Raw genomic sequence first — 26241 nt, forward strand, 5'->3', positions numbered from 1 at the left:
TTCCTCGCCACCACTACCCCGTGGTGTAATTGGCAACACAGCTGGTTTTGGTCCAGCCATTCTAGGTTCGAGTCCTAGCGGGGTAGCTAAAACCCGCATCTGTGAGAATCAGAGGCGGGTTTTTTCGTGGTTTTTCCGCATCCAGGGATTCGCGTGATGGCCTCCCTGGAGCTTCGGCATTGCGGATTCACACACCTTGCGGACTTCCCTCGACACTTTACTCAGATGCGTTGTTCAGACCCTCACCTAATCAGTTCCGGACTCCTTTACCTGATTTGAGTTTACGCCTCTGACGTTGATTCCTTCGCAGAACCAAGATGAGAATGCTGGGCAATGCTACGATTGATACGTCGGCAACAACTGGAAACGCTAGGGCGCCACGAACTACAGTTGCCCCGGATGGAACAATCAGCAACTGTGCAGTGGAGGACGCCTCAACATAATCGTGCTGTATAAACACGAGTGATCCATTGAGCCGGCTTTGTGATTGAAACTTTGCTGAGCATCGTGACACAGGAATCACGAGTAAGTCCGACCGTTCGTCAATCACTCTCCAATAGTACCCGGGAACAGCCGCGAAGGGCGACGCCGAAATGGTACGCCGGAACCAGCGTCGATATTCTTCCTCTCCGTGGATACGGTATGAGTCAATATGCTGGAGAGCCTTTGATGGCCTGCCCGAGATGCAACCGCCCGTTTCCACGGGTGGTAGGCGAAACCACGCTATCCCGAGAGCAACGCCGGCAGTCAGAACAAGAAGTTCCGCAAGAGAAATCTGTCTACGCATGCGATAGCTAAGCTTCATTCCACTTCTGTCAAACAACGGATGCAACCAGGCAGCGGCGCAGAAACATCAGTGATCATTTAAGAACTCCCCGCAGCGAAAATATCTTTCGCAGTTGGCCATCTCACTTCACCATTGGCAAAAACACTGCCACCGCCCTGGGAACTCGAGTGATTTCTGAAAACCCTCCGGCGCACACTTCCGTCAAATGACACAAAAAAACCACCCTGCCGCCGTGGGTAGGGTGGTTAGTCTGCAGATCCGTGTTGAATCACGGATCGGACAATTGGTTCGCGACTACTTCTGTTGCTGTTGCAAGCCGGGCCGAACGCGCTTGTTGATGTCGGTCTCAAGCACGCCGAAGACCGATTCGTGACGAGCCACTGACATTTGCAGGGCGGCGAGCAATCGCTTGGCTGTAAAGAAGTTAACGATGATCCGCTGTTTGACTTGGATTGGATCCTTTGGCACGCCGATGGGCTGAGGATTCAAACCGAAATCGATGATCAATTCTTCGGGCGATCCGGTAACCCGGCAGAAGTTAGCGTAGGTAGCCAAGGCGTCGCGATCTTCAACTTGAACCTGAGCAACTTGCTGAGGAGGCGTTTGCGCCTTTGCCGCTGGCGAAGTTGGTTCCGCAGTTGCTGTCGCAGTCGCTGTTGCGTTTTCTTCCGACTCGGTGGTGTTGTCGTCTGCCATCTAATGATTCTCCAAAAGTTGAGAAGGGGAAAGGTAATCTGAGTGACGCGTTAAACTCGTACATGAAGATCCACTGAGCTCGCAGCGCGCCGGCGACTCAGTTGGGACCTGTGAACCGATCCGAGAATCAGTTCATGTCTGTGATGAAACTTCTGATAGATCCGGTCCATCTACCTAGTGGATTTTGCAAAAACTCCAGATGTGTTCTGTGGCACCATGTACTAACCATCCGATGCATAAGTGATCGTCATGGTTCCTTAAAAATCGAAGTTAAATGTTTTGATAATCACTCGCCATAAACGCTGGCCTAACGACATTGGGTCGACGTGCACTTTGGCAGCGCCACGGTATCCCGGACGTAGGAGCATATCGGCAGAATCCAATGGCACGCGAGCCTGATAGGAAACACTACGGGGCCGGACCTGTCCGGTTTTGGGGTCGATTTCAGTTTGGAGGTCACCACCGGTTTGACTGGACATGGACGTACTCGCTGCATCCATTGGCTTTTTGGAGATCTCTTCAATCTTGCCATGAAAGGTTTGCAATCGGAGCGAATCCAATTTCAAGTCGACTGCCTGATCCTCACGAACGAGCTGGCGGTCACCCTGATCGATAATTAACACGGCTTCAAAACCATCGGGTGCACCGATCTCGCAGATCATGTCGTCGGCCGTCAACAGCGCGCCACGATTTTCTATTTGCAGTGGCGTACCCGTCCAACCAGGCAAGCGGCCGTCACCTGGATCATTCGAGGGACGCTCTGGGGGCGGCAGCACAAACCCGTCTTGCTTAGCTCGTATGGTAAGTCGATCGACTTCCTCTTGCGTCTTTGCTTTCAGGGACAGAATTGACTGCAACATTTCCTCTTGCGTTTCAATCTGAGCGACGACTGCCGGCTCTTCCTGGGCTCGCAACTTCAGGTTTTGGAGTTGAACGGATGCGAATCGTTCTTCGCCGTTGATCACGGCCAGCCGTATTTTGAGTTCGGGGTCGTCGAGGACTGCGATCGGCTCTCCCTGCGACACACGGGTGCCAACGGGGACCGTTTCGACAATGCGCCCCACGGTACCGGCATAGACCGTTCCCGCTCTACTGGGACGGATTTCAAATGCAGCGTCGATATGATGAGGCAGCGGGATATAACACACCGCAGCGATGACAACGCCTGCAACGGCCAGCGATGTCAGGAGGGGGCCACGTTTCACTTTTGCGAGTCTCCCAGGAGTACGGATGAACTTCCAAGTTTGGATGATCGGCTGTGCAACCAGTCCCGAGAACCCGATCACGGCCAGGATTCGTCCAAGTGCCTGCAACCCGTAGGGCTCGAGCACTTGCATCACGAACCACACAATCGAGAACACGACCACCCAGCGATAGATGACACTGGCGATCGTGAACATGCCAAACAAAAATCGATTTCGTTGCGGCAGGAACGGGTCGTCCTGCAATTCCAATCCCAAACAGGTCTCTTGAAACCAACGTTTGAGTACCTCGGTACTCTTTTGGCGGAGGTTCGGAATCTCAAGGTAATCCATCAGGATGTAATACCCGTCAAATCGCAACAGAGGATTACCATTGACGAGCACGGTGCTGACCACGTTGAGAAACATCATGTTCAGACAGAGATCGTTGATCGTCGTCCCAGATTCGCTGAAGAACCACACGTAGGCCGCAATCGACGCCAAGATCATTTCGACATAAATGCCGCCCGCACCGATCCAGATACGCTTCCACTTGTTCGGCAACATCCACGAGTCCGATACGTTGCAGTACAGACAGGGAGTGAAGACAAGCAGCATGAATCCGATCTCGTGACACTCGCCGCCAAACTTTTTGCAACTGAGGCCGTGCCCAAATTCGTGGATCACTTTTACGATCGCCATTGTCGCGGCCAAAATGATCCAGCGATCGGCGGCGAAGAACTGATGAAACGTCGGCAGCTTGGCGTAGACGGTTTGATACTGCGTGGCCAGCAGGAGGGCGGCCGACAGTAAAAAGCAGGCGAAGAAAATCAAGGCGGGGACAGTGAAGATCCATCCTGCGATGGGCAGCAAGCGATTGAGTATCTTTTCGGGATCGATGCCTCGGAATCGCACGGCGAAGACGTTGGACATCTTGCCGAGTAATTCCTTGTTCTTCTTTGTCCGTCCACGCTCGCGTAGCGATTTTCCTTGTCCTGGTGAGTTGCTGATCACCAAGCCACTGCGGTGCAACATCCCAATGAACTGCTGCAGGTCGCCGAATGTAATTTTTTGAGGCGCGAATCGCTGTTCAAATCCGTCCTTGATCTGCTGCAAGCTGACATGCCCGTCCAGCATATTCAGGATGAAGTATTCCTCGTCGTGGAATCGGAAATACTGCAAACCAACAGGTTCTTTCATCACCCAGTACCCTTGCCCCTGGTAGTGGTGCCGACTCGCGGTCAAGTCAGGACGTCGGCGCACCGTCAGCGCACGTGACGAACTGCTTACCAGTGATTCAGCAAGGGTAGTCATGGGGCAAAGTTATGGGAGAGTACGAAACGGGAGGGCCGAGGAATGCTGCTACCTATTCAAAAATAATTTCAGCGTTCATGCCAGGCTTGATGATCCAGGCGTCGCTGGAGTCTTTCTGGTTATCGATGTCGACCCAGATCCGTACGCGATGGCTAAGGTCGAGTTCACTGCCGACAAAGCCGATTTTCCCTGCGACCACAACTGGAGTCTCTTGATCGTTCGATGTGAACACGCGAACGGTCACGGGCAACCCAGCACGAACGCGACCGGGGAATGCCAGCGCGTCGACGACGCCCTCAACTCGAACTCGGTCGAGTTGCACAAGCGTCGCGATCGGGGATCCTCCTTGCACCCACTCGCCTTGCTGGGCGATCCGGTTCTCAATGTAGCCGTCGAACGGCGCGAAAACTCGTCGACGCTGTTCTTCATATTCTGCAATTTCTCGCTCGTTGCGTTTGCCGATGTACTGCGCTTTGGCGATCTTCATCTGCATTTCCGCCAGATCAATCTTCAACGATCCACGCACCGCCTCAAGCATTTTCTTCTTCACCTCCCAGTAGGAAATCGCCTGCTCTTCGTACAACTTTTTGTGCGATTCGGCTTCTGCTTCAGCGAGTTCGAGTGTGTTGCGAGCGTCCTGCACGTTCACGTCGTTGTCTGCATTGAGCATCGCCTCGGTTTCTTCAGCCTTCTTCAAAGCAACCGTCAGCTTTGCCGACGTATCGTCGATCACAGCGAGCACGTCACCGGCGACAACATCCATCCCCTCTTCGACGTTCATCTCGATAAGTTTGCCTTCGACTTCCGCGGGAATATTCACATTGCGGATAAATTTGACGGAGCAGCGATCGGCGACAACCTGCTTGCCCGGACTTGTCGTACGCGGAGGACGCTGGGCCAGCGCTGGGGAACCGGCCAGCAGGGCAGCTACCACGACGACTAGCATCGTCAGAGATCGACGTAGGATTTTCGGCAGGTTCATGAGCAAAGAGAGTCTGCGAGTTGTAGATGAATTTGAGAGGAAAATGTGATTGTTCGTTTGAGACGTGACTAGAAAATGAACTTGGCAAACCACTCATACACTTCGTGTAAGAGCACAAATCCACTTGCACGACGCCCGACTTTGACATCCGCCGTCAACTTTGTTCCTGGACTCGGCGAGAGCTTTTGGAGCTCATCCTGATTGGGAAGAACTCGCATTTTGATGATTGATCCGTGCTCCTCACTGGCTTCCGCACGCAATGAAATGTTGTCAACGGGCAAAGTTCCCGAGAGCGGTGCATCGGGATCGGATGCTAAGATATAGGTGACTTCGAGCTCCTTGGCTCCATTTTTATGGATGAATTCGTCTAAATGTCCTTCACGCTTCTCGGGCATCTCGATCTCGAGATACAGTGGTTTTTCCAGGTCAGCGATCTCCATCAAAACTTGACCTGTCGTGATCGGCCGATTGAGCAATAGTTTTTCCACTTCCCACGACACGACACGTCCGTTGATGGGCGATCGCACAATCAGGTCGTCGGCACGCTTATTCTTCAAGGCGAGTTTGGCGTTTTGCGCTTGCAGCTTCGTTTCCAGTTCGATCTCCTCACCTTCGAGCGCTCGTTTCTCCGCACGCTTGAGCGAGTCCCGCTGATTCAGCTGCCCGCGAACGCGTTGCATCTCCGCCATCGTGGTGTAAATCTGGCCTTCGAGCTCGGTAATCTCGACTTCGATATCCGGATTGATCATACGCACCAAAGGTTGCCCCTCGGTGACTAGCGAATTGTGGTCGACGAGAACTTCGCGAACCTCACCATCAATTCCCGCAAAAATTTCCCGTCGGGCTTCAGGCTTGAGAGTACCGTCGGCTTCCAGGTCAAAGTCCAGCGGAATGAAGATGCCCGCGACGATCAAACCCATAATCAGGGCCACGATCCCTAGCGTTTTGGGCAGCGTGCGGGCGCGCAGCACCCATGTCGCGCGACCGAGCGTTCGCCACACCGGCATCAGAAATAGGTTGGTATGAGCCTGCGAGTTCGCAATTGCTCGCGTGCCGTGCTCGTACACCAAATCACAACGAGTTCTAAACACATCCGGCGGCAGATCCGTCTCGATCTGCTCGACGATCAATGCGCCAATCACTTCACCACGGTGTGCGTCATCGCGGTCGACTTCGCCGGCGGCGCCAGTTTCCTGCTCGTGTCCGAGTTTGCGCTGCGGTGCACGCAGCGGCAAGACCGCAAGATTGCGTCCATACGACAAGTCTACGTAGTCCTCGAGCGCTTCCTCAATCTGAGGCGGCAGGTCTTCCGTCGAACCATCGTGCCAGAGGGGCTCGCCTGCCGCGACGACACGGGTGGCGAGTACGTTGAGAGCGGACACAATATTCGACCGGTTCTCGATCGTGTCCTGCCCACTGATCGCCTCCACGGTACACTTGCGGCCTTTTTTAATCGCCACGCTGACGCGATCGCACCCGATCAGACGGCGGCCTTCGTTGGCCACGATGTATGCGGTCTCCTTCAAATCGAGCGACTCATGCGCAGCACGGGCAAACGAGTCCGCCTGCTGCCATAACGTCTGCCGATCACCGAGCTTGATCAGTTTCTGGCTGCGTAACCACTCCGCCGCCAACTCACACATCTGTTGCAGAAACCGCAAATACCCTTTTTGCGTCTCCGGTGCCGTATCGGGGCGCTGAAAAATTTCGATCACACCATCTTTATGACCGTCGTGCTGGAGCGCTCCGAGCACCAATAGATATCGCGTGGGGTTGCCCTCGGCGTCGCCATCAGTGGTGCCACTGTAAGGCGGCACCAATACCGATTGGCCCGCGTTTGCCGCTCGCTGGACCAGTCGCATGTGCCGCGTCGCGTCATCGCTGTTCTCCGCCAAAATCGAAGGCTCGGCGTTGATTTGATATTGCAGACGCAGGTGCCGATCCTCGTCGAGCAACCACACCGCCCCCCCGGCAGCGGCCAAGGCCGTGATAATTCGCGAAAGGAGTTCGGGGTAAAACTCGGACGCCGTCGAACCGCTCTTGGTCAAGGCAGCGATTTCATTGACCAAACCGCGGATCTGTGCCTTGGTTTCTTCGACCGATTGTTGATTGACCGACATAGGGCTGGTGATCTGGAGCGAATGAGGACGCGGGGGGAACCAATTTTTCTGCGTAAGAGGCAGACGTTAGTGAAAAGTAGCTTGTTCTCGCCACAGGAAGTTTTTTATTTGTGGGCCTGGACTAGTTATACATTTCGTATAACCTGATGTCTAGTCGCTTCTGTCAATTTTCTGGTACTTCCCCAACTACCTAGCTCGCCACATAGCTCGCTGCCTCCTTGATCGCATGGATTCCGTCTTGAACGCACCGTTGGAACAACTCGCCGCGCTCGCCCGCGCGAATGCCCTTGTGCAGAGTAACGAGCAGAGTAGTGCTGCGGATTCGCCCAACACCCTCATTCCTGCGGCCGAAGCGCTCGAGCTGCTGCAGCAGGAAGTCAATCGAATTCAACGGCTCATGCGGCTGACGTTACAGAGCAAGTTGCAGGATCTGGTCGGTCGCTCACTCGGTTCGCTCGAGCACAACCGAGCCTTGGCCGGTGCGATTCAGTCGATGCTGGATCAGCATGGGTTTCGGATCCGCTGTCACCAGTGCGGCCATCCGGCAATCCTTCGGCTTAGCCCCCGCAAGGGAATTCCCACAGGTGCGTTCGTTTTTGATCACTCCATCAATGGCCGGCGGACCTTCCATGGCGGCACCGCTGCGGTACCCCCAATTCACCTGGTGGCCAAACCTGGACGCAAGCGCAAGGCGTAAATCATTCGCTGCAGCGTTTAATATGGTCCAGCACTCGGCGATGAATCGCATGGACGGTCGGCGTCGCCCATGCTTGCCAGTACAGCCGGGGGCGGACGTCAATATCGTACCATGTCGTTCCGACCAAACGCGTTCGATTGCCGGGCAGCGGTTCGAGTAGAAATTGTCCGCGTCGACTCACAAAGCCCTCGTCCAAATGCGGTGGATGCAAACCGGAGAACGGGGTCCATTCCTGCATCGGCTGCGGTTGTTCGACGACGTCGAATGCGAGAAGCCCGCCTTCGCCGCTGGCCGATGGTGGCTCCCAAACGGTGATTGGCTCGACAAAGGGGCCCGTCGTGAATTCACAATAGCGACATGCTCCCACACCCACACCGTCAATCCTGGCATGAATCGGTGCGGCGATACCCAACCGAAAATACCAGGCTGGCGGTTCTTTGATTTCAGGGAATGCGATCACCTGGTCCCACACCTGCGTTGGGGACGCATCGATCACCACCTCCGTATCAACGCGGTGCAACGCACGGTGGTCATCGAGCGGCTCGAGCAGTAGAGCCAGCGGCAACAGCAGCATTGTGCCAAACATGCCTCGGCTTTCATCTTTGGCTCGCAGCCTGGTGACAGAAATGGCGCGCCCCGCGACTCCGCCAAAGAAGCTCAGTGGCCACAGTAACGGGAATGCCATGAAGAGACAGATCGCACCATCGAGCCCGACACATAGCATCACCGCAAAGGACACAATGTTCATGATGGCAATCAGTCCAAACAAGCCGCCCAGCCCAAACCGCCAACTGCGATTATAAATCGCTCCTGAGATCGCGCCCGCTACAATCGGCGTCGTGAAAAACAGAATGAACCCATACTCGCGAAAGCCCCACACACTGATCAAGCCCACGACGACCTGCACGACACACCCTGCGGCGATCGCTACCGTCGCCGCCGAGAGCTTGTCGGGCTGGTCGCGTTCCTGATAGACGACGGAGCGCCCAACCACTTCCAGGCCAGTTGGTGGGGCGAACGCCGAGGCGACATCGCTGATATCCCGTTGGGCAGCGGCTTCCTGGTTGCGGTTGCGCGTCGGGAGCACCGACAATACCGCGATAAAGAAAAGATTGGCCAGTGGCACAAGCATGGACAGTCCCCACCAAGGGCTCCATCCAGCATCGGCGGCACGACGCACACTCATTGATACGGCGATCGCGACAAAGGGCAGTGTGAACAATAGCCAGCCGACTGCCGCGGCAGGATACTCGTCAACAATCGCAGTCTTGCTGTTGAGCCATGGGTTCACGAAATCGACCGGTGTCAGAATACGTCCCGTCAACACCACCAGTGCCGACAACTCAATCAGGTATTTAATCAGTGCCAGCCCAAAGCCCAGGACGACATACTCGTATCGTGATACCCGCCCATCGACGCACACCCAGCGCGTCAAGTGAAACAGAATCGCCCGCTCCTTCTGATCGCCTTTGTGAATCGCGTCCTCCATTGGTTTACCTCATGCTGTTAACCGTCAACATCGGTGCATCCTTAACAGGTGCGGCTACCGAGAAAACGACGTGCTCGACATTGACTCAGTCCGGCTTACGTTCAAGCGCCATTAACAAACGCCCGTCACCATTTTGAGTTGCGAGTTCCCGCGGTGCTGGACTACCCGGCGGCATCGATAGACAGATGATAAGTGTCCCGTCGTGCAGGGCGATAACACCATTGACCGGTTGCGTTGCATCCGGAGTCAACGAGGACATCGTGAACCCTCTCGGAGAAGATTTCAAATTCAGTGAATAGTCGACTTGCATCCGTTCTCCGTTGATGGAGAAGGAGACTTTCCCTCCATCGAAAGTGAACTCGCTGATCGGACTGACCGCCACGTCTTGTCCATCGACCCGTGTACTCGTTACCGTCCAGGTCCCCTCCAGGGATCGACGCTGCTCATAGGCGGGGCTGTCATGTTCCTCCTGCGTGAGCTCACGAACTTCGAAAAAGTCGAACTGCGCCTCGATCTCCTCTGCCGCAGAGGAGCCATTTGTTGCGACGATGCCAATCCATGTAGGCCTACCATTACCCCACACCTCTTCGCCCTGGGATCGAAACGTCTTACCGTCCGAGCTATACGACCGCTCGTATACATTGCCACGTTTCGTTATCCGAATCCAGATGCGATCGGTTAGTTTGACCGCGTCGTCGGTATTGACTAAGCGGAAGCCATCCGTCTCTCGCATGTACTTAATGCCGACCCAAGTATCACTGGCCTCCAGCCCGCATTTCAAGTAATTGTCGTCGTCATCATAGACCAGCACACCCGCCTGCTGGTATTTCATACGGGGCAGGAAGGACTCGATACACGTGGTAATCACGAAATCACGATTTCCCTCCGTAGGGTTCGCCACCAGATAGAGATTTTGAGTTAACGGAACTGGCCGACTTCCTGCTCGGCCGCCTATCGAGCCGGCCTGCGTTGTGATCGTCAACTTTCCAGGATGGCGTTCCAGTGACACGTGGCTTGGATCGGGTCTCACCGGTTGCCAATCCAAACGGCTCCCGCCGTCAAATGCATCTGACAAAAGTATGGCAGGGGCCTCGCCGCAGGCCGGCACAGGAAAGGCCCCCGCAGCGAGTAACATTGCGGCGGCCATTACAGACGGCACGCTTAAACTCCGACCTGCCATAGGTGACACCATTGCTGCACAGGAGTAACAAAAGGAAGACTGATGACAAATTCGAGACTCGACCTCGACCAGCCCTGGTATGGGCGTGGAAGCACGATGCCGCATGAAGCTCTTAAGGAAAATTAACCACTTCTTTGCCCGCTCGAGTCAATAGCTTCTTCAGGAGGTCGACGTCAACGCTGTCCGTCATGAATCGGACTGCCCCGTCGCCCATTAAAACGTGAAATCCCCCACGTTCAGCATTACCAAGGTGCTCCATCGGGTTATCCATATCGATCTCAAGATCCTCGGGCTTGGACCAGATGACCGCTGCATCGGGATCAACTTGCATGACCAAAATACTGTTGCTTAAGCCGTCGAGAAAATCGCGGAAGCTGGTTTTTTCGAGCGGCCGCAGACCGATGTCATCTCCCACCACGGCCTGCATGACGGTCGTGCCAGGCGGCGTTTGGGTGTTCGGCGCGCTATATACGGCAGGCAGTTGCTTGGACAGCGGGAGGTTGTGCTCGCTATCCCACGGCTCGTCAAGTCGAAACTGTTGATAGAGTGCTTGCTCTTCAATGAACGGCAGGATCGCAACGCGCCAACTCAGCAGAGGCTTACCGTCCTCGTCCGTGATCGCCGACGGCGGCAGTTGCCTAAATGCGGAATGGTAATTGTGCAATGCCAAGCCAACTTGCTTCATGTTATTGGACATGCTCATGCGGCGTGCCGCTGTACGCGCTGCTTGCACGGCGGGCAACAGCAGACCGACGAGCACCCCCGTCGTTGCAAAACTCGCTTGTGATTGTGTCTCGATCGCGACCTCGTCGCCGTCGAGTTGTGGCTGCAGTGACTCCATGACCATGTCGGCGATCCGATTGGCGTACGCGTTGGTCGCCTCTCGCATCGCTGGGGATTCGCCCGAACCAGCAAGACTGCGGTTCATCTCGGCAATTCCCAGCGATCGCGCCGCAGACATCGAATCAATCAGAATCGATTGGATCCGCTGTGCCGCAACCTCGTCGGTGCCGATCAATGCGACCCGCAGGCGTCCGGTACTGTCTAGCAGGCCGACTTCAACCTTGATCGCATCGATGAGCCCAGGTATCTCCGCCAGTGCTTGCAAATCCGGTGCAAGATGGTGCGCATTCTGCATCGCCACGGGGCCGATCATCGGACGAACTTGCTCTGTCAAGATCGCGATTTTGACCCCCGAATCACTATTCATTGTCCGCAGCAACGAAGGTAGCTTGCCACTGCCATTTTTCGCATTGAGCATGCGTGGCAACAAGTTCGCAGTGCCCGCGTATAGAGTCTCGTCGTCGATCATCGCAATCACTGTTCCCGGAGGACCATTCATGGGGTAGGTCTCGTGCCCATCGACCTGAACCATATCGTCCCGAGCATCGATCGCGGCGCGGACTTTGGCGAAGTCAATCTCACCGGTGAGTTTTGTGATCGAGCCAAACGCCGGTTGCATCGTCGTTGGATCGAGCGACACGATCGTCCTAATCTCACCAATGTCAAACGGGTCGATGCCGAACTGTTCCGTCATCTGCACACGCATGATCTCCAAGGGAAACATCTCTAGCATGGGGCTGTTGAGCCATTCGCTGGGCGTCACAATGATAGCTGCCATGGCATCATCGGGGATGTACCGCGTCACGGGATCCACCGCTGCCTCATCCGCCCAAGCGGACTGCATCGACGCATCATCGATCGGGCCAGTTACCCACAAACTGAACAGCAAAAGTAGGATCGGGGTGGGAAATTGTCGCATCATCTCATCCAGAGGAATCAGAGGGAAACGCTAGTTGAATAGGCGGGGGCAACTGTCCCCCTGAACTCACCTCAAGTCTAGCAAATGCTGACGACCGATGTTGCTCGCTCAACATGGGGTACCAATCGAAGGTAGACGCGTGCGGTTGGCTCGTGAGACCACCGGCTGACTTTCGATCCAGTAGCGGTGGCCAGGGCGTTGCAGAAAAACAGACGCCGCACGGCATCTCGGGTGCCTGACCAGGCGGCGAATTGACAAGGCTCACGGACTGAAATTGGTACACAAGTTGCAATTTCGTCTGGGCATTCCATGTGTCTGCCAATGTGACCGGACACCTCCAATGAGTCCTATCAAGCGGAGCAAGAAAATGAGTCGAACATTAATGCCGCGGGACAACCGCGGGCAAGTTGCGCATCTTTACAACGATCCTTTCCAGTCTCTCGAGACTCGCATGAATCAATTGTTTCGTGGCGTGTTCGAGACAATGGGCGCAGATTCTGGCCTGGGAAGCTACCCCGTCGATGTTGACGAGGATGACGAAAAGATCACGATCGAAGCAGAGGTGCCTGGGTTCAAACGCAATGAGATTGATGTCAATGTTGAGAACGGAGTGCTGACGATTAAGGCAGAGCGTGCCGCGAAGGATGTCGCTAACGGCAAGAAGCGACACATGTCCGAACGACGTTTCACCCGTGTCCAACGTGCATTCACCCTCCCGCGTACGGTCGATGGATCGGAGGTCGATGCGAGCCTACACGACGGCATACTAACGCTAACGCTCAGGAAGACCGAAGAGAGTAAGCCTCGCAAGATTGAGATTCGTGGCGGTCAAGAATCCTAACTCGACCGAGACGAGGGATAGCATCGCAGGCAGAATCCATCCTCCATCGGAATAGATCGACTTGTGTGGGCACGTGTTACTTGCCACGGCACAGTGACCGACGGCCTCCGTTCTGGTTGATCTGAAGAAGATCTGTTTTGGCGGCATTGTCTGTTCCGCTTGCGATCTCCATCACCCACTCGCTTGGGCGGGGCATGCTTTCTCTGCCCAGCGAGTTGGCCGAGATATTTTATCGGCAGCTACTCAGCGGGGTTGAACGGGCGACTGATGTACGCGGACGCTGCGTCGGCGCAGCAACCTGTGCCACGCCCCATCGCCTCGGCTGACGCTGGTGAACGATTGCCAGTTCGACTTACCGAATTTGATGGGAGTTGTCTCTGATTTTCGAATCGCGACGGATAACGTAGACTGGCTGCGGCCTGGATTCGTGAACGTATTCGTCACCGGAAATTCAACATGTGTACAGCACAGAGGGTCCTATCACCGGCCGATATCGGCACGACAAAAGTGACGGCGATTGAGCTCAAGGTATTGTCGAAACTGTTTGATTCAGCCCCTGGCGCTGCATTCTTTGTCAAAGACGTTGAGGGACGTTACGTTGCCGTGAACGACTCGCTGGTCAAGCGGCATGGATTCAAATCCAAGTCGGACGTGATCGGTAAGCAACCCCGCGATATTTGTCAGGGTGAATTCGGCCAAGTTCCGACAAGGCAGGATGAGAAAGTTTTGCGGACCGGACGCCCACTCATTGAGCATCTTGAGATGCAATGGCATCGGCCTCGAAACCCCGTTTGGTGCCTGACCACTAAGTTGCCTCTTCATGATGCGGAGGGGAAGGTAATCGGCTTGGTGGGCTTCTCACATGACGTTCGCGTTTCAATTCCTACCGGGGAGATCCCGACCGCATACGCGATGGCGCTGGACGAATTCGAGCGGACGCTCGCTCCCGAAGTCACTCCAGCTTGGCTGGCGCAGCAGTCTCAGCTGAGCACCACGCAACTTGCTCGCTTCACCCGCCGCGTTTTCGATTTAACGCCCACGCAGCTTATTGCCAAGATTCGCATCGCAGCGGCATCACGCCTTTTGCGTGATACCCAAAAGCCGGTCGTTGTTATCTCGTTGGACTGTGGCTTTTCCGATCACAGCGCGTTTACCAGGGCCTTTCGGCGGGCAACGGGCGTCACTCCCTCGGTGTTCCGAAAACAACGCTGATCTCTAGGCAACCCTTCAATAGCTGCCATGCATGTCTCGCATTTCACCCTGCGGCGTGCTGATTTCCCTAGGGAGGCTGCTGCATTTGCTTCAACGCCGGTGAAGGTTGCGAAGGCGATGAAACAGCGACGCCATCCTCCACCGGGATACTGCTCGACAACTTTTGTACTGTGCGCAGAAAGATCGCTGAGTGGCGCATATAGCATATCTTCGACGGTATTGATTGTTAGCATCTATTCATAGTTGCCGCATTCCCAACTCCTCGTAGCCATCGGCTGGTTTTGTATCGGTACGCCGAGTAGTCGGGTTTGCATCTATCTTGTCTGATCAACTGATATAGGAACATTGCTATGCGTAACTGTTTTAAGCGACCTGCCTTCACGCTTGTCGAACTGCTGGTGGTCATCGCCATTATCGGCGTCCTAGTGGGGCTACTGTTGCCCGCAGTACAAGCGGCTCGGGAAGCGGCCCGACGGATGAGCTGCAGTAACAACTTCAAGCAGATTGGCTTAGCAATTCACAACTACCATGCGACGTATAACCAGTTGCCTATCCAAGGCAGCGGCACCGCTACCGTCGCCCCCCGCCGGGAGTTTGCGCCAGGAAGCAACAGTTTGGAGTTGTCCGCCTTAGTCGCGTTAACTCCGTTTATCGAGCAGCAGGCACTATGGCAGCAAATCTCCAATCCCTATCGAGTTCCCGCTGGGCAGCCCGGGGCTGGAAACCTGTACGCCGCGATGGGCCCCTATCCAGGACGCGTCTTCAGTCGGCTCGTCAATGAGGCTGCGGGCCCGTATAGCCCCTTTGAATCGGATATTCCAACATTCCGCTGCCCAAGTGATCCGGGCCTGGGACTTCCGGCGATGGGCCGTACCAATTATGGCGTCAGCATGGGTGACTCGATTCACAAGTCCAACATTGCCTCGATTTACAATTTGGATGGATCGTCGAAAGGCACGGCTGCCGTCCAAGCCGCCAACGCCAGTAACCGCGGTCTGTTTAAATGTCAGTTGAAATCTGCTTTCCGCGATGTGATTGACGGCCTGTCGAATACAATCGCAATGGGCGAGTTCATTACGGATCTCGGTGACGATGACAAACGCTCTCGACACTTGAACGGTTCGTCCACCATGAATTTATTCCAAGTGGGTGGCGCGTTAGCATGTGAGCCCTTCACGGATCCGAATCGACCTGCGTTCTGGAGTGCGAGTGCGCCCTTCACATCCAATCCACAGATCGACAACCGGCGTGGTTTTCGGTGGGCCTGGGGTTTGCATATCCACTCCGGGGTCTACACGATCTTGCCACCTAACCGCGAGTTGTGCTTCACCCAAGACTGGTATCAGTCTGAGGGCATTTGCCCACCGAGCAGCCGACACCAAGGTGGGGTTCACGTTTTGATGGGCGATGGTGCCATCAAATTCATCACTGACTCCATTGAATCGGGCAGCCAGTCGAGCCGAGCGATGGTCTCCCTCGCCGGCGCGAATGATGACCCTTTGTCGACTCCCGGTGCATCGAGTCCCTTCGGGTTATGGGGAGCTCTCGGCACGCGGGCATCGAGCGAGGTGATCAACGGCGAGTTTTAATCTTGTAACCAATTGCTAGAGCAGCCTGCCCAGACTCCCTGCGGGCTGCCACACGGACCATCGCCACACGTATGCTTTGTCATTGAAAGCATCGCATTCTGAACTTGCTACTCTTGGTATCGATTCTTTTCTATTCCTCTTGAATGTCTGAGGCTGTTATGAAGATTTGTTTGAGTCTATTGGTTTTATCACTGGCGATATACCTGACGGGATGTGCGAAAAAGGAGGTGCAGCCAACCTACGAGCTTTCCGATGTCGAGCAGATGTTAAAAGATCATCCGGAACTCAGCGAAGCCCCGCCGGCAGAATTCCGAGTTCCCGGTGAAAAATACGATTGAAGCAGGGGATCTTCAATGCTCTCCACTCGCAAAATGCAATGCGGTCAACGGTAGTTGTGAGATCTGGGAATAGACCGAGCCTTCGATGAAGACAGGTGCATCCGTAAAGGAGATCGGGACGGTCACGGGTAGACCACCTGAAGAACCATGCTGCACTTACATGCCGAAGTTCAGCGAGGCCGATATTGGAGCGTCGCGACGCTGCAAAACGAAGCCGTCAACCGCTCGTCGAGGCACACCAGCGTCACGAGTCCGAAGATCAGTAACCTCCTTCATCATGTTTTCATTCGCTGCTCCGGCTTCGGTCGTGCGCAGTGGGCCATGGGCCGTCGATGCCGCATACGGCGATGCCCATGCGGGCGGAGGGGGGGCGCGTCTGCTTAGCAATTTCCAGCCGCGTCGCTACCAGCTTCGTCGCGGGTATTCTCGATGCACCATGCGACTGGTTAAGGGCACTCGGTGTTGCGGGGTCTTTGTACTTTCGTCAGTTGGGCAGGACTGAGGTGCCAACAATCGGTAGTCCCCATCATCCAACCGCCCGCAGAGCATACGATGGTGCCCGGTAAAATACCTGTGATGTTCTCATCTCGCTCGCTGTCCCAAAACTCATTTACAATCAAGACTTACACTACCATGACGTGCTTCAGAAACAGCCTGCTTCGCCTGTTCCCGATTCTTTGGGTTGCTGCGATGCCAACACTTGTCCACTCCCAGCCGCCCAACATTGTCTTGATCCTCTCAGATGATCAGGGCTACACCGATTACGGTTTCATGGGTCATGAGCACATCGAAACGCCGAACATTGATAAGCTGGCTAGGCAGAGTGCACTCTTTCGTCGTGGGTATGTTCCAACTGCTCTGTGCCGCCCCGCATTGTCCACGCTGATCACGGGTCACTACTCACATCAGAACAGAACGACGGGAAATGACCCCGCGCCCACACCCGCGAACATCGCTCACGCCAAAGAGGCAGGCAAAGACATTCGTGAACTGTTGATCTCGCACATTGACCGTGTGGGCACTCTGCCCGAGTGGCTGGCAAAGGAGGGTTACGTCAGTTTCCAGAGCGGAAAATGGTGGGAGGGGTCTTACCAGCGAGGTGGTTTCACCGAAGGCATGACCAGAGGATACCCGCACCCCGGTGGACGACATGGTGACGCGGGACTGGCGATCGGGCGCGAAACGATGAAGCCGGTCATCGAATTTATCAATCGCAGCGTCACAGCAGAAAAGCCGTTCTTCCTGTGGTATGCCCCGATCATGCCCCACACTCCACATAATCCGCCAACACGGCTACTTGACAAATATCTCAACAAGGGAGTTCCCAAGCGAATCGCCCAGTACTATGGAATGTGCGAATGGTTCGATGAAACCTGCGGTACGCTCTTGGACCATATCGATAACTCTGGAATCGCAGAAGATACGCTTGTCATCTACATTACGGACAATGGGTGGATTCAGAAGGAAGTCGGTGGCTACGGACCGCGATCGAAGCGAAGTCCCTACGAAATGGGAACTCGCACGCCCATCATGTTCCGCTGGCCAGGAAAAATCTCACCTGCGGACCGCCCTGAGCTCTGTTCCTCGATTGATTTTGTGCCGACCGCTTTAGCAGCTGCGGAAGCGGAAGGATCTCGCGACTACCCGGGGCTCAATCTCCTTCCGCAATTGATCTCAGGCGAGGCGATCCAGCGAGATACCTTGTTGGGGGAAACGTTTGCCCACGACATCGCTGACATCGAGACACCTCAAGCGTCACTCCTCTATCGCTGGGTAATTCATGGCCATGACAAGCTCCTATTGACGTACGACGGAGCGACCGGGGCCATGAGATATCCACCGCCCACCGCTGACCCTCAGCTGTATGATCTCAAAAACGATCCGCTCGAAAAAGTCAATCTCGCCGAGACGAATCCAGAGAAAGTCGAAAAACTCAGTGAGATGTTGAACGACTGGTATATTCCCTGCCAGCGTCAAGCCGGCAAATTGGCTCCCGTTTCCCCTTAAAGCGAATGCTCCGCGATGCTCGGATATGCCTGTAAAGCTGCTGTACGCAAAAGGTATAAGGGCTCGTGCGATAGTAAGGCTGCGAGCATTTTCGCATCGCCGCCTCCAACGAGTCTTGCGGGACTAGTTAATCTCACCAGCTGCTCAGGAACCCAATCACTTAGCAGTTTAACCATACCTCGTAGGTTGCATCCATCGTCAACGTCTATACTGCGGCGGCATCGCTCATTTCGGCCGCAACCGCGCTCCTATAAACTCCTATGTGTGGGAGCCTCTCCGGATCAACCCAGTTGGACCCAAGATTTCCCGACCACGGCAAAGCTGACTCACTGATTTCATCACTACCTTTAGGCTTGCCTCGATCCAAGGCCTTAATAGAGACCGACAATGCACGATATCAAGATCACGATTCTATTCGCCTCGCTGGTTGCGTGGGCTACGATTTCGTCTGGCCAAGACGCAGTCGAGCGACGAAGCCCACCCAACGTGGTCTTGATCATGGCAGATGACCTGGGCTGGAAAGATCTTCACTGCTACGGCAACGAGAACCTCGATACACCCCACCTCGACCAACTGGCGAGACAAGGCTTGCTTTTTACAGACGCCTATGCCGCGGCACCGGTTTGCACTCCAACGCGGGCGGCGCTAATGACGGGTGAGTCGCCGGCACGCTTGAACATTACCAACCACGCCGGAGGACACCCCGAGAATTTCCGTAAGCCCGGAACCGATCTCGTCACTCCGACTTGGTTGAGGTATCTGCCGCTGGAACGGGTCACCCTGGCCGAACAACTCAACGCGGCCGGATATGCGACAGGATTTGTGGGGAAGTGGCATCTGTCCAACTGCAGCTCCACCACAGCCAATACCGATGCGGTGCAGCCGACCGAACCGGCTCTGCGGCCGGAACATCAGGGTTTCGACATCAACATCGGAGGCTGTCATTTCGGCGGACCGCCAAGCTATTTTAGCCCATACAGAATACCCAACCTGCACGGAAAAACCGACGGAGAATATTTACCCGACAGGTGCGCCGACGAATGCGTCGATTTTATCAAGGCCGCCAAAGCCGATGGAAGTCAACCGTTCTTTCTTTGCTGGTGGAACTACTCGGTTCACTATCCCTTCCAAGCTCCCGGTGATCTGGTTGCAAAGTATGAAAGCCGTAGGGGGACCGGCGTCGAAAATCCAACGTACGCGGCGATGATTGAGGGCATGGACACATCGATCGGCAAAGTCCTTGCCGCCATCACGGAACAAGGTTTGGATCGCGAAACGTTAGTAATCTTTACCTCAGATAACGGACCATTTGGAGCAAACGTGCAACCACTTCGGGCAGAGAAAGGATACCTGTATGAGGGGGGCATTCGAGTCCCCATGATCGTTCGCTGGCCCGGTCATGTCAGCCCGGCGAGCCGGACTTCGACCCCAGTGACCACCATGGACATTCATGCAACAATTCTTGACGCTGCAAATTTGCAGGCCGACCCGTCCAACACTCCAGACGGAATTTCATTGTTGCCTCTACTCGAAAGTGGCTCCGATCTTGACCGCGAAGCAATCTACTTTCACTATCCCAATTACGCTTTCCACAAACAGAATCGACTCGGCAGCGCCATTCGCTCCGGTGACTACAAACTAATTAAGTTTTATGATGATGACTCCGTCGAACTCTATGACCTCAAAGCGGATATCGGCGAGTCCAGCAACCTAGCTGATCAATTACCAGAGCGGGCCCAGCAACTTCGATCCGACCTCGAAGCCTGGCTACAGCAGACCAACGCCAGTCAGCCGCAACGCGCCAGATGATTTTCAGTGCATCACCCGCTCTTGTGACTGCCAGCTGAACCTTCAGGTTCAGCCGATTTGCACGCAGACTGCGCTGAAGTATGCAGTAGTGTGCGGAGCCGCGTATCAGGTTGGTCCGATCCTATGCGAGCGCTGAGTAGAACGGGTTCCTGATCTCAATGAGGAGTGTGATCGGGCGACAGTTCGGGGACGCGAGATATACCGCGAGCAGCTTGCGCAGATGCAGTACGGCCTAGTCGGGGACTGCCGAGCAACCGACGACGCAGTGAGTTTGAGGTTATCGTCGACTCCGCCAGTCTGAATGGGCCGGCCAAACCGTCTTCGATCAACAGAGGTGGGTTGCTCGTCAAGGGATCGAGGATCTCCCAGATCGTGCAAATATCGGATCCCTCACGCAGCAGATGCGTGGCAAAGCTATGACGAACAACATGCGAGCTGATGTGCTTGTGGATCTCTGCCTTCTTGACCGCCTCGCGCAAGTTTGCTGGGAATGTATCCTTGTGCAAGTGATGGCGTCGCAGCCCCCATTCACGCATGAACGCCTTCACATTCGCCACGTACGCTCGCTCGGTCTCCAGCTCATCCTGACGCCCTCGAACGGCACGACGCAGGTTCTGAATAATATCCGGTTCGCTGGGGTCGATGTGGCCCACAACGTCCTCGATATCCTCGGCCGTGTGCTCACCGGATTCTCTCAGCCGCGCTTCTTTGACCTTCTCAGCCCGAGCGAGACTTTCGAGTTTCGCCTGAATGAACTTCACGTCATCAAACGGCGCGGACTGGACGTAACGGCGATAGCAAATCAGCGACTGAATGATCTTGAGACGCTTCCAGGCCGGAGTTTTGCGCCGCACATGGTCGCGGAGGAACGCAATCACATCGTCGGCTGTGAATTCCCAGGTCGCCTGCGGCTTGAGACCATGGAAGCGACAGAGCTTCTCAAACCAAATCTTCGCCCATTTGTCACGCTGCTCATGCCACGTGGTTTCGGACTGACTAAGGCGTCCCATGGATTCGTCCCCTGCTATCACCCGACCCGGCAACAAGAAACTCGCCTGAGCCGATCGTACGCAACAGATTCCGTCCCAGTTACCCGCAGCCTCCCAGAGAAGACCACCGCCCTCTCCCACGACCTTTTCCAATGCGAGCTGTTGGCATTTCCGGGAGCTAACTCCTGCTCCCCGCCGTACCGCATCGCCGCAGCATTACCGAGCTGATTCTTCGCATGTCCTCAAAACAGGTCACGCCTTACGTCTCAAAATGTGTTCAAAATTTTGCTTGACCCTAGAACTAAGCCCCCTCATACTCAGCAGACGCCAACCGGCGATAATATTCCCTCGAACCGGCGATAACACTTCCCGTGTCACCGAGGGAACCGAAGGTCCAACCGGCGATAACACTCCCCCGAGCTCCTTATAGCCCGGTGACCGCCCCACCAACCGGCGATAATTACCTCGTTACGAGACCAAGCTGGTATTGAAGCCAAGTGTGCCCTGCGGGGCATGGTCCGACGCCCGAGCAGCGGCAACCAGCGCCAGCCCTGCGGGGCACGAGGCAACACTGCCCTGCGGGGCATCAACCAACGCCTGCCCTGCGGGGCACTGTCCGACGCCTGATCAACTGGTGACTGTGACTCATGCTCGTTGCGGATCAAAGACGCGGGCAAGCCCGCTGGTGCTACGCTACACTAAACGACTCGTAACAATGCAATGATGACGGAGCGGCGTAGTCGCCGTTGGCTCAGTGGTTGAGTCGCTCGCCGCCGCCCGCATATCGCCGCCGTTACCCGACAGAGATCATACAAACCGACTGACGAGACAATGGAGACACAGGTCAAACGAACACGCTCGCTGACGCTTGTTTTACTGCTGATTTTATTAGTCGTGTCGTCTTACGGCGCCACCGTTGTGGTTGCCTGGGCACGCGGTTTTCCAAACCGCCTGCAAGAATCCATGGACAGCTTAGCGAACGCAATGGCGCCGGCTTACGTGGAATCGGTTCATGATGCCCTGCGGCATGGCGATGTTGCGACCAAGACTCAGCTAATCAATGAACATCTTATCCCTGCCATCGATGGTCACCCAGATGCTGCCGCTTGGGTTCGCAACGAATACTACGATGACTTAGTTCGTCTTGCTGCGTCGGATGACTTGGCGGTATCGTCTGCTGCATCGGACGTGCTCTCAAAGTTAAAATCCGCGTCTAGTGAAAAACCGATCAACGACGGCGGGTAACAATTCCATGCAATGGAGGACGGTGTCCACGTCTTGGCAGGTCAACGTCTTTCTGCCGTCCCCACTGATGGCCGCCGTTCGCCGACTGAGATTTACCGCCCGTGAGAAAACGCCTGCGTAAGAAACGGAGACTCGGCGAGTTCCGCGAAGACTGCTTTGAGCTGACATTTGAGATGTCGCCAACGCTCAACGACGATGAAAGCGATTGCCTGACGGACGCGTTCATTGACATGATCGAGTCCAACGGTCTTCAATTTGGCGGCGGCGGGAACGATCGCTGGTCCGGAATCGTCCAAGGCCCATACCGTGGGTCGGCGACCGAGTCCGACCGGCAAACCGTACTCACCTGGCTCAATCAGCATCTGGACGTACTGAACTCACAGGCTGGTCCGCTACGTGACGCGTGGTACGGTTGGTCGTCATAGACACGCCGGTCGTCTAGCTTGGTACACTGTCATCGACCAAATCGCGGCGAACCATGCCGTGTACACGGAGGGCGGCATCGGGCGTTTACAAATGGAAAGTCGAACCGCCGTCCCCGGTGACTGCCGCCGTTCGTCGGAAAAACTGACGCCCCGAAGGAACACTGTGAACGCCAGTCATTGCTCAACGATCTTCGCATCCCTCATCGTATTATGTCTGCACTTCAATTGTGAAGCCCGAACATACGGTGACGACGGGGTTGCGGCGAAACTCGAAATTGCTGGCGCAGAATGTGAAACGGACAAGGAGGGGAATATTGTTGGTGTCTATTTTCGCGACGAGCTCGCGACGGCGCAGGACCTCTCGCTGTTTGCTGAGTTGGAACACGTCACCGAAATTGCAATCTCTGGAGTTGATCTAGGTGACGACGGTCTCAAACACTTAAGTTCTCTGGCAACATTGAAGGAGCTGGATGCGTCGGAAACGAAATGCACGGACCGAGACTTAGAAAATCTCGCATCATTAACTGCAATCGAATGGATCGATCTAAGTGATACTGCAATCACTGACGCTTCGATTGACACGCTAATGAAACTTCCAAATCTCAAGTGGATTGACTTAAGCTCGACTCGTGTAACCGTGGACGGACTTGGTCGTTTGCGAAAACACAATCCCGAGTTGCATGTCAGCGAATGGTGGAACTATCGTGCCGGAGTCATGGGTGGCCGTGGTTTGCTGGACATCCAACGAGCCACGATCATTTTCGACTACGTCCGTGCCTCGGGATCCGGCGGTGGATGGGGTGGAGGCTCGATCGAGGTGTCCAAGCCAATCGATAACGATCAGAGTTCAGCGTCAATGAGCGGCGGCGGTGGCTCGATCGGACCTGGGTCCGTTTCTGCGGCTTTGGCGTACGTAGACGGCATTCCAACCATACGCGTCGGCAAGCATACTGTCGAAATCCGAAACGATGGGAGCGACTTGTTTGTCGATGGACAGCGATTTCGTATTACGAAGAAGAAGTTGCGTATAAGCTTGACCGCTGATGGTGTCGCGACGCTCCTTGATTAAGACAACCGACGAACCATGGGTTGCAACGAAGCCGGGTTTGCGAGATTCTGCGAAGTGGAGAGTCAATCGTCCCGGCTCGCTGAACCCCGACGTTCCCCGACTGACTTGATGCAAACTCAGTTGTCACATGAACCTGCTTCAGTACACCGTTCCATCTGGCTTGCCCTGTTACGGCGACTGGGACTTTGCGATGCACCCCGGAACTTTTCGGTTTCCGGTTTGCGACTTACGTGACGCATTTCGTGCTGGCCTCGAATACAGCTCAAAATACGCGCCGATGTGGTCAAAGAAGAGTGGCATCTATCGGGATCATCTTAACAGCATGACGATTCTAGAATGGCTAGAGTCGTTGGATGCTACCGGCGATCCTGTTACCGTCTACTCTGAGCAAGTACCAGATCTTTTCTGGACTACCGCCGCTTCCCTTATTTACGGCGGTAAGTTCACGGACGTCATCTGCCCGGAATGTACGCGGCTATATATTCCAGCCGACACCCGTAAACTATATTGGACTTATGGTAGCGGCCTTGCCGCGGACGGTGGACATCGACTCGTATGCCCTCACGATCACACGCTATACTCAATGATGGAGTGGAACAGCTAAACGGCGGCGAACCAATGAGGATTTGACTTCGCGTAAACGCGACGGTTGAGTCACTATCTGATTCGATTTACTTCGTTCGTCGAAGGCAGAATTGCGAACGCCTAGCCGAAGCTCAAGTCCTTTGTTCAGGAAGCCCGGTGCTTACCCAACGCACCTTGAGCTTTGCTTCCACAGGGACAGCCCAGGTGCAGGCGGTGGTGCGGTTTGCGAATCCGGTGCGACGGATTACGACACCAAGAATCGCCTCCCGTGTACTTGGCAGATTGATGATTGGCGGTTTTTCCTCGACATTCACGCTCCTGTGACGACTTCGGATGTGATTGGCGCATTGCTTCATCGATCGCCCTCCTGCAGACGTTTCGATTCTCGCGGTCTTGTCAACTCGATGCCTCATCGCTTAGCCGCTGTCGTAGAAGGTCTGTCCGTGTTCGGGACGAACGCCCAGCGAACCGAGTGAGCGGTAGGTCACTTCGGTCACCCGCATCTCGCCGCCACACTCGATGCACTTCATCGGTGCTGTCAACTTCTTAGTCTGCGGCGCGTAGCCGCTGGCTAGCCAGAACGTCCAGCCCAACATGATCCACACGAGCCACTTCACTTCATCGACCGAGATCTTGCTGTTCGCACTCATCCAGCCATAGTGACGGATCTTCATGAAGTTCGTCGGCAGCACGTGCTGCGCGAAGTTTTCGACGAACGTTTCGCCAGGAACCACCTTGGTTTCCATCCGATTGCCTTTGCGGCGAATTCGATACGTCACCGTTTCTTCGTTGACATCCACGATCCGGCTGTCGTTGATCGCAACGCGATGCACGTACGGTATGAATGGTGACCTTCTTAGCCAAGTTCATTTTCGTTGTGATCCGCTTCATGGCACCCTGGACGGCCGTTTCGCTCATGGGGTTCTGGACGCGACTGATACCTTGGCGAGCAAGCGTATGATTGCGTCCGTCGGCGGGGAAGAATAGCCGCGGGTGGCAATGTGTTGTCCAATACTTTCTGAGCAGCAGGAGCGTGGAATTGGCGATCGGCACACATCGATCCTTGGCTCCGTTGCCGCGATGAACATGCACCAGCCCACGGGCGGCATCAATGTCGCCCACTTGCAGGTGCAGGGCCTCGTTCATCCGCAGGCCCAACGAATAGACGGTCCAGGAGTAGGCTCGCATTCGAAGAGTCGTCGTCGCATGCACGATGGCATGGACTTGATCAATCGTAAGCACTTCAGGTAGGACCGTGATATTCTGGAGCTTGAGCATCTCGAAGATTGCCCAATCCCGCTTACAGGCATAGGTAGAGAAGAACTTCACTCCCGAGAGCGCAACGCGCAGCGAGCCATACGCGAAACCGAGGTCGTTCTTGAGATAGAGGAAGAATCGCCTGGCATCTTGCTCGGTCACGTCGATAGGCGACTTTTGTGCAAAGTCAGAGAGTTGGCGAACGGCGCGGATGTATCCTTTTCGGGTTCGTTCGGCTTTGCCGGTCAGATGGAGATCATCACTCATTTTTTGTTGGAGTTCAGCGGGAAAGAAGTGACCGAGTGGCTGTGCGCCGCCAAGGGGGGTAAACTGAGGCATTGTTGTTTTCCTGATTCAGGAGGAGTCTTGGTGAGCTGTTCACAGCGAACAGCTCCTCCTGAAACAGGTACCTCACGATCCAACCTTCATGACTCCCCGCCGCGATAGCGGCTTACTTGAACAAAAAAATGCACTAGAGCCGGGCGTCATGGTTCATGACAGGTCGAACGTCGCTCGGCCCGGCCAAGTGAATTCCACCGACTATGAAGTCCAAGGTTTGACAAGTGGTGTTGGGTTGTTTTTTGTCTTACTTCATTTTTTTTCCGCTGGTGGAGGTGAGGTGCCGTTCGCCGGAGGCTTTTTTCGGTCGCTCGCCAGAGCATGGCGA

At 55.1% G+C, this 26241-nt stretch carries 19 protein-coding genes, 1 tRNA gene and 2 pseudogenes; 12 read left to right on the plus strand and 10 right to left on the minus strand.

All coding sequences use genetic code 11. The features are described 5' to 3' along the window. The first annotated feature begins 14 nt into the window (after nucleotides 1-14). Nucleotides 15-86 (plus strand) — tRNA-Gln (locus tag Poly21_RS25685). A gap of 995 nt (nucleotides 87-1081) precedes the next feature. Here the strand turns inward: Poly21_RS25685 and Poly21_RS25690 are convergent. The 4 genes from Poly21_RS25690 to Poly21_RS25705 form a co-directional block, all read right to left on the minus strand. Continuing rightward, a complete protein-coding gene (locus Poly21_RS25690; protein ID WP_146409933.1) occupies nucleotides 1082-1483 on the minus strand; it encodes a DUF3467 domain-containing protein in 402 nt (133 codons plus the stop codon). A 257-nt stretch (nucleotides 1484-1740) separates the two neighbouring features. Further along, nucleotides 1741-3978 carry an HlyD family efflux transporter periplasmic adaptor subunit gene (locus tag Poly21_RS25695; protein WP_302120645.1) on the minus strand — a complete coding sequence of 746 codons (2238 nt, stop codon included), beginning with the start codon at nucleotides 3976-3978 and terminating at the stop codon, nucleotides 1741-1743. Between the two features lie 52 nt (nucleotides 3979-4030). After that, the gene (locus tag Poly21_RS25700) at nucleotides 4031-4960 is read right to left on the minus strand and encodes an efflux RND transporter periplasmic adaptor subunit (protein WP_302120647.1); all 930 of its coding nucleotides are present in this window, start codon (nucleotides 4958-4960) and stop codon (nucleotides 4031-4033) included. 68 nt (nucleotides 4961-5028) lie between these two features. Beyond that, the gene (locus Poly21_RS25705; RefSeq protein ID WP_146409934.1) at nucleotides 5029-7080 is read right to left on the minus strand and encodes an HlyD family efflux transporter periplasmic adaptor subunit; all 2052 of its coding nucleotides are present in this window, start codon (nucleotides 7078-7080) and stop codon (nucleotides 5029-5031) included. A 226-nt stretch (nucleotides 7081-7306) separates the two neighbouring features. Here Poly21_RS25705 and Poly21_RS25710 point away from each other — a divergent pair, with 226 nt between their 5' ends. Beyond that, the gene (locus tag Poly21_RS25710) at nucleotides 7307-7777 is read left to right on the plus strand and encodes a hypothetical protein (protein ID WP_302120648.1); all 471 of its coding nucleotides are present in this window, start codon (nucleotides 7307-7309) and stop codon (nucleotides 7775-7777) included. A 1-nt stretch (nucleotide 7778) separates the two neighbouring features. On the opposite strand, the gene Poly21_RS25715 is transcribed toward Poly21_RS25710, so the two are convergent. The 3 genes from Poly21_RS25715 to Poly21_RS25725 form a co-directional block, all read right to left on the minus strand. Then, nucleotides 7779-9266 carry a DUF805 domain-containing protein gene (locus Poly21_RS25715; protein WP_146409935.1) on the minus strand — a complete coding sequence of 496 codons (1488 nt, stop codon included), beginning with the start codon at nucleotides 9264-9266 and terminating at the stop codon, nucleotides 7779-7781. Nucleotides 9267-9351: 85 nt separating this feature from the next. Further along, the gene (locus tag Poly21_RS25720) at nucleotides 9352-10413 is read right to left on the minus strand and encodes a DUF1349 domain-containing protein (RefSeq protein ID WP_436967528.1); all 1062 of its coding nucleotides are present in this window, start codon (nucleotides 10411-10413) and stop codon (nucleotides 9352-9354) included. Nucleotides 10414-10558: 145 nt separating this feature from the next. Continuing rightward, nucleotides 10559-12211 carry a DUF1559 domain-containing protein gene (locus tag Poly21_RS25725; RefSeq protein ID WP_146409937.1) on the minus strand — a complete coding sequence of 551 codons (1653 nt, stop codon included), beginning with the start codon at nucleotides 12209-12211 and terminating at the stop codon, nucleotides 10559-10561. A gap of 364 nt (nucleotides 12212-12575) precedes the next feature. On the opposite strand from Poly21_RS25725, the gene Poly21_RS25730 reads away from it, so the two are divergent. The 6 genes from Poly21_RS25730 (at nucleotide 12576) to Poly21_RS25755 (ending at nucleotide 20004) form a co-directional block, all read left to right on the plus strand. Next, nucleotides 12576-13049 (plus strand): Hsp20/alpha crystallin family protein, encoded by a 474-nt coding sequence (locus Poly21_RS25730; RefSeq protein ID WP_302120651.1) that lies wholly within the window; start codon nucleotides 12576-12578, stop codon nucleotides 13047-13049. A gap of 456 nt (nucleotides 13050-13505) precedes the next feature. Continuing rightward, a complete protein-coding gene (locus tag Poly21_RS25735) occupies nucleotides 13506-14261 on the plus strand; it encodes an AraC family transcriptional regulator (RefSeq protein ID WP_146409939.1) in 756 nt (251 codons plus the stop codon). Between the two features lie 350 nt (nucleotides 14262-14611). Further along, entirely contained in the window at nucleotides 14612-15850 is a 1239-nt protein-coding gene (locus Poly21_RS25740) for a DUF1559 domain-containing protein (protein ID WP_146409940.1), read from the plus strand. A gap of 143 nt (nucleotides 15851-15993) precedes the next feature. Beyond that, nucleotides 15994-16188: a hypothetical protein gene (locus tag Poly21_RS25745; RefSeq protein WP_302120654.1), complete on the plus strand. Its 195-nt coding sequence runs from the start codon at nucleotides 15994-15996 to the stop codon at nucleotides 16186-16188. Between the two features lie 690 nt (nucleotides 16189-16878). Continuing rightward, nucleotides 16879-18195, plus strand: coding sequence for a sulfatase family protein (locus Poly21_RS25750; protein ID WP_302120656.1), 1317 nt, complete (start codon nucleotides 16879-16881; stop codon nucleotides 18193-18195). A 387-nt stretch (nucleotides 18196-18582) separates the two neighbouring features. Next, entirely contained in the window at nucleotides 18583-20004 is a 1422-nt protein-coding gene (locus tag Poly21_RS25755; RefSeq protein WP_146409943.1) for a sulfatase, read from the plus strand. Between the two features lie 155 nt (nucleotides 20005-20159). Here the strand turns inward: Poly21_RS25755 and Poly21_RS25760 are convergent, their stop codons facing one another. Next, entirely contained in the window at nucleotides 20160-21014 is an 855-nt protein-coding gene (locus Poly21_RS25760; RefSeq protein ID WP_146409944.1) for a tyrosine-type recombinase/integrase, read from the minus strand. An 810-nt stretch (nucleotides 21015-21824) separates the two neighbouring features. On the opposite strand from Poly21_RS25760, the gene Poly21_RS25765 reads away from it, so the two are divergent. From Poly21_RS25765 to Poly21_RS25775, 3 genes are all read left to right on the plus strand, one after another. Next, the gene (locus tag Poly21_RS25765) at nucleotides 21825-22238 is read left to right on the plus strand and encodes a hypothetical protein (protein WP_146409945.1); all 414 of its coding nucleotides are present in this window, start codon (nucleotides 21825-21827) and stop codon (nucleotides 22236-22238) included. A gap of 101 nt (nucleotides 22239-22339) precedes the next feature. Next, the gene (locus Poly21_RS25770) at nucleotides 22340-22663 is read left to right on the plus strand and encodes a 50S ribosome-binding protein YggL (RefSeq protein ID WP_146409946.1); all 324 of its coding nucleotides are present in this window, start codon (nucleotides 22340-22342) and stop codon (nucleotides 22661-22663) included. 163 nt (nucleotides 22664-22826) lie between these two features. Then, nucleotides 22827-23732, plus strand: a complete 906-nt coding sequence (locus Poly21_RS25775; RefSeq protein ID WP_146409947.1) for a leucine-rich repeat domain-containing protein — start codon at nucleotides 22827-22829, stop codon at nucleotides 23730-23732. A 1001-nt stretch (nucleotides 23733-24733) separates the two neighbouring features. Here Poly21_RS25775 and Poly21_RS28520 read toward each other — a convergent pair. After that, nucleotides 24734-25156: pseudogene (locus Poly21_RS28520) on the minus strand (transposase); the annotation flags it as partial. A 46-nt stretch (nucleotides 25157-25202) separates the two neighbouring features. Next, a pseudogene (locus Poly21_RS25785) lies at nucleotides 25203-25913 on the minus strand (site-specific integrase); the annotation flags it as partial. A gap of 148 nt (nucleotides 25914-26061) precedes the next feature. Between Poly21_RS25785 and Poly21_RS28025 the strand changes: the two are divergent. After that, nucleotides 26062-26241, plus strand: a 180-nt coding sequence (locus Poly21_RS28025) for a hypothetical protein (protein ID WP_302120658.1), incomplete at its 3' end; no start/stop codon positions are given.

It is taken from the genome of Allorhodopirellula heiligendammensis, assembly GCF_007860105.1.
GTDB lineage: Bacteria > Planctomycetota > Planctomycetia > Pirellulales > Pirellulaceae > Rhodopirellula > Rhodopirellula heiligendammensis.

What these genes read in the sequence shown, in the direction of transcription:
- Poly21_RS25705 (WP_146409934.1), bottom strand. Translation starts at nt 7,080, where the DNA reads ATGTCGGTCAATCAACAATCGGTCGAAGAAACCAAGGCACAGATCCGC.
- Poly21_RS25710 (WP_302120648.1), top strand. Translation starts at nt 7,307, where the DNA reads ATGGATTCCGTCTTGAACGCACCGTTGGAACAACTCGCCGCGCTCGCC.
- Poly21_RS25695 (WP_302120645.1), bottom strand. Translation starts at nt 3,978, where the DNA reads ATGACTACCCTTGCTGAATCACTGGTAAGCAGTTCGTCACGTGCGCTG.
- Poly21_RS25760 (WP_146409944.1), bottom strand. Translation starts at nt 21,014, where the DNA reads ATGGGACGCCTTAGTCAGTCCGAAACCACGTGGCATGAGCAGCGTGAC.
- Poly21_RS25740 (WP_146409940.1), top strand. Translation starts at nt 14,612, where the DNA reads ATGCGTAACTGTTTTAAGCGACCTGCCTTCACGCTTGTCGAACTGCTG.
- Poly21_RS25730 (WP_302120651.1), top strand. Translation starts at nt 12,576, where the DNA reads ATGAGTCGAACATTAATGCCGCGGGACAACCGCGGGCAAGTTGCGCAT.
- Poly21_RS25745 (WP_302120654.1), top strand. Translation starts at nt 15,994, where the DNA reads ATGTCTGAGGCTGTTATGAAGATTTGTTTGAGTCTATTGGTTTTATCA.
- Poly21_RS25765 (WP_146409945.1), top strand. Translation starts at nt 21,825, where the DNA reads ATGGAGACACAGGTCAAACGAACACGCTCGCTGACGCTTGTTTTACTG.
- Poly21_RS25735 (WP_146409939.1), top strand. Translation starts at nt 13,506, where the DNA reads ATGTGTACAGCACAGAGGGTCCTATCACCGGCCGATATCGGCACGACA.
- Poly21_RS25725 (WP_146409937.1), bottom strand. Translation starts at nt 12,211, where the DNA reads ATGATGCGACAATTTCCCACCCCGATCCTACTTTTGCTGTTCAGTTTG.
- Poly21_RS25690 (WP_146409933.1), bottom strand. Translation starts at nt 1,483, where the DNA reads ATGGCAGACGACAACACCACCGAGTCGGAAGAAAACGCAACAGCGACT.
- Poly21_RS25750 (WP_302120656.1), top strand. Translation starts at nt 16,879, where the DNA reads ATGCCAACACTTGTCCACTCCCAGCCGCCCAACATTGTCTTGATCCTC.
- Poly21_RS25720 (WP_436967528.1), bottom strand. Translation starts at nt 10,413, where the DNA reads ATGGCCGCCGCAATGTTACTCGCTGCGGGGGCCTTTCCTGTGCCGGCC.
- Poly21_RS25755 (WP_146409943.1), top strand. Translation starts at nt 18,583, where the DNA reads ATGCACGATATCAAGATCACGATTCTATTCGCCTCGCTGGTTGCGTGG.
- Poly21_RS25715 (WP_146409935.1), bottom strand. Translation starts at nt 9,266, where the DNA reads ATGGAGGACGCGATTCACAAAGGCGATCAGAAGGAGCGGGCGATTCTG.
- Poly21_RS25700 (WP_302120647.1), bottom strand. Translation starts at nt 4,960, where the DNA reads ATGAACCTGCCGAAAATCCTACGTCGATCTCTGACGATGCTAGTCGTC.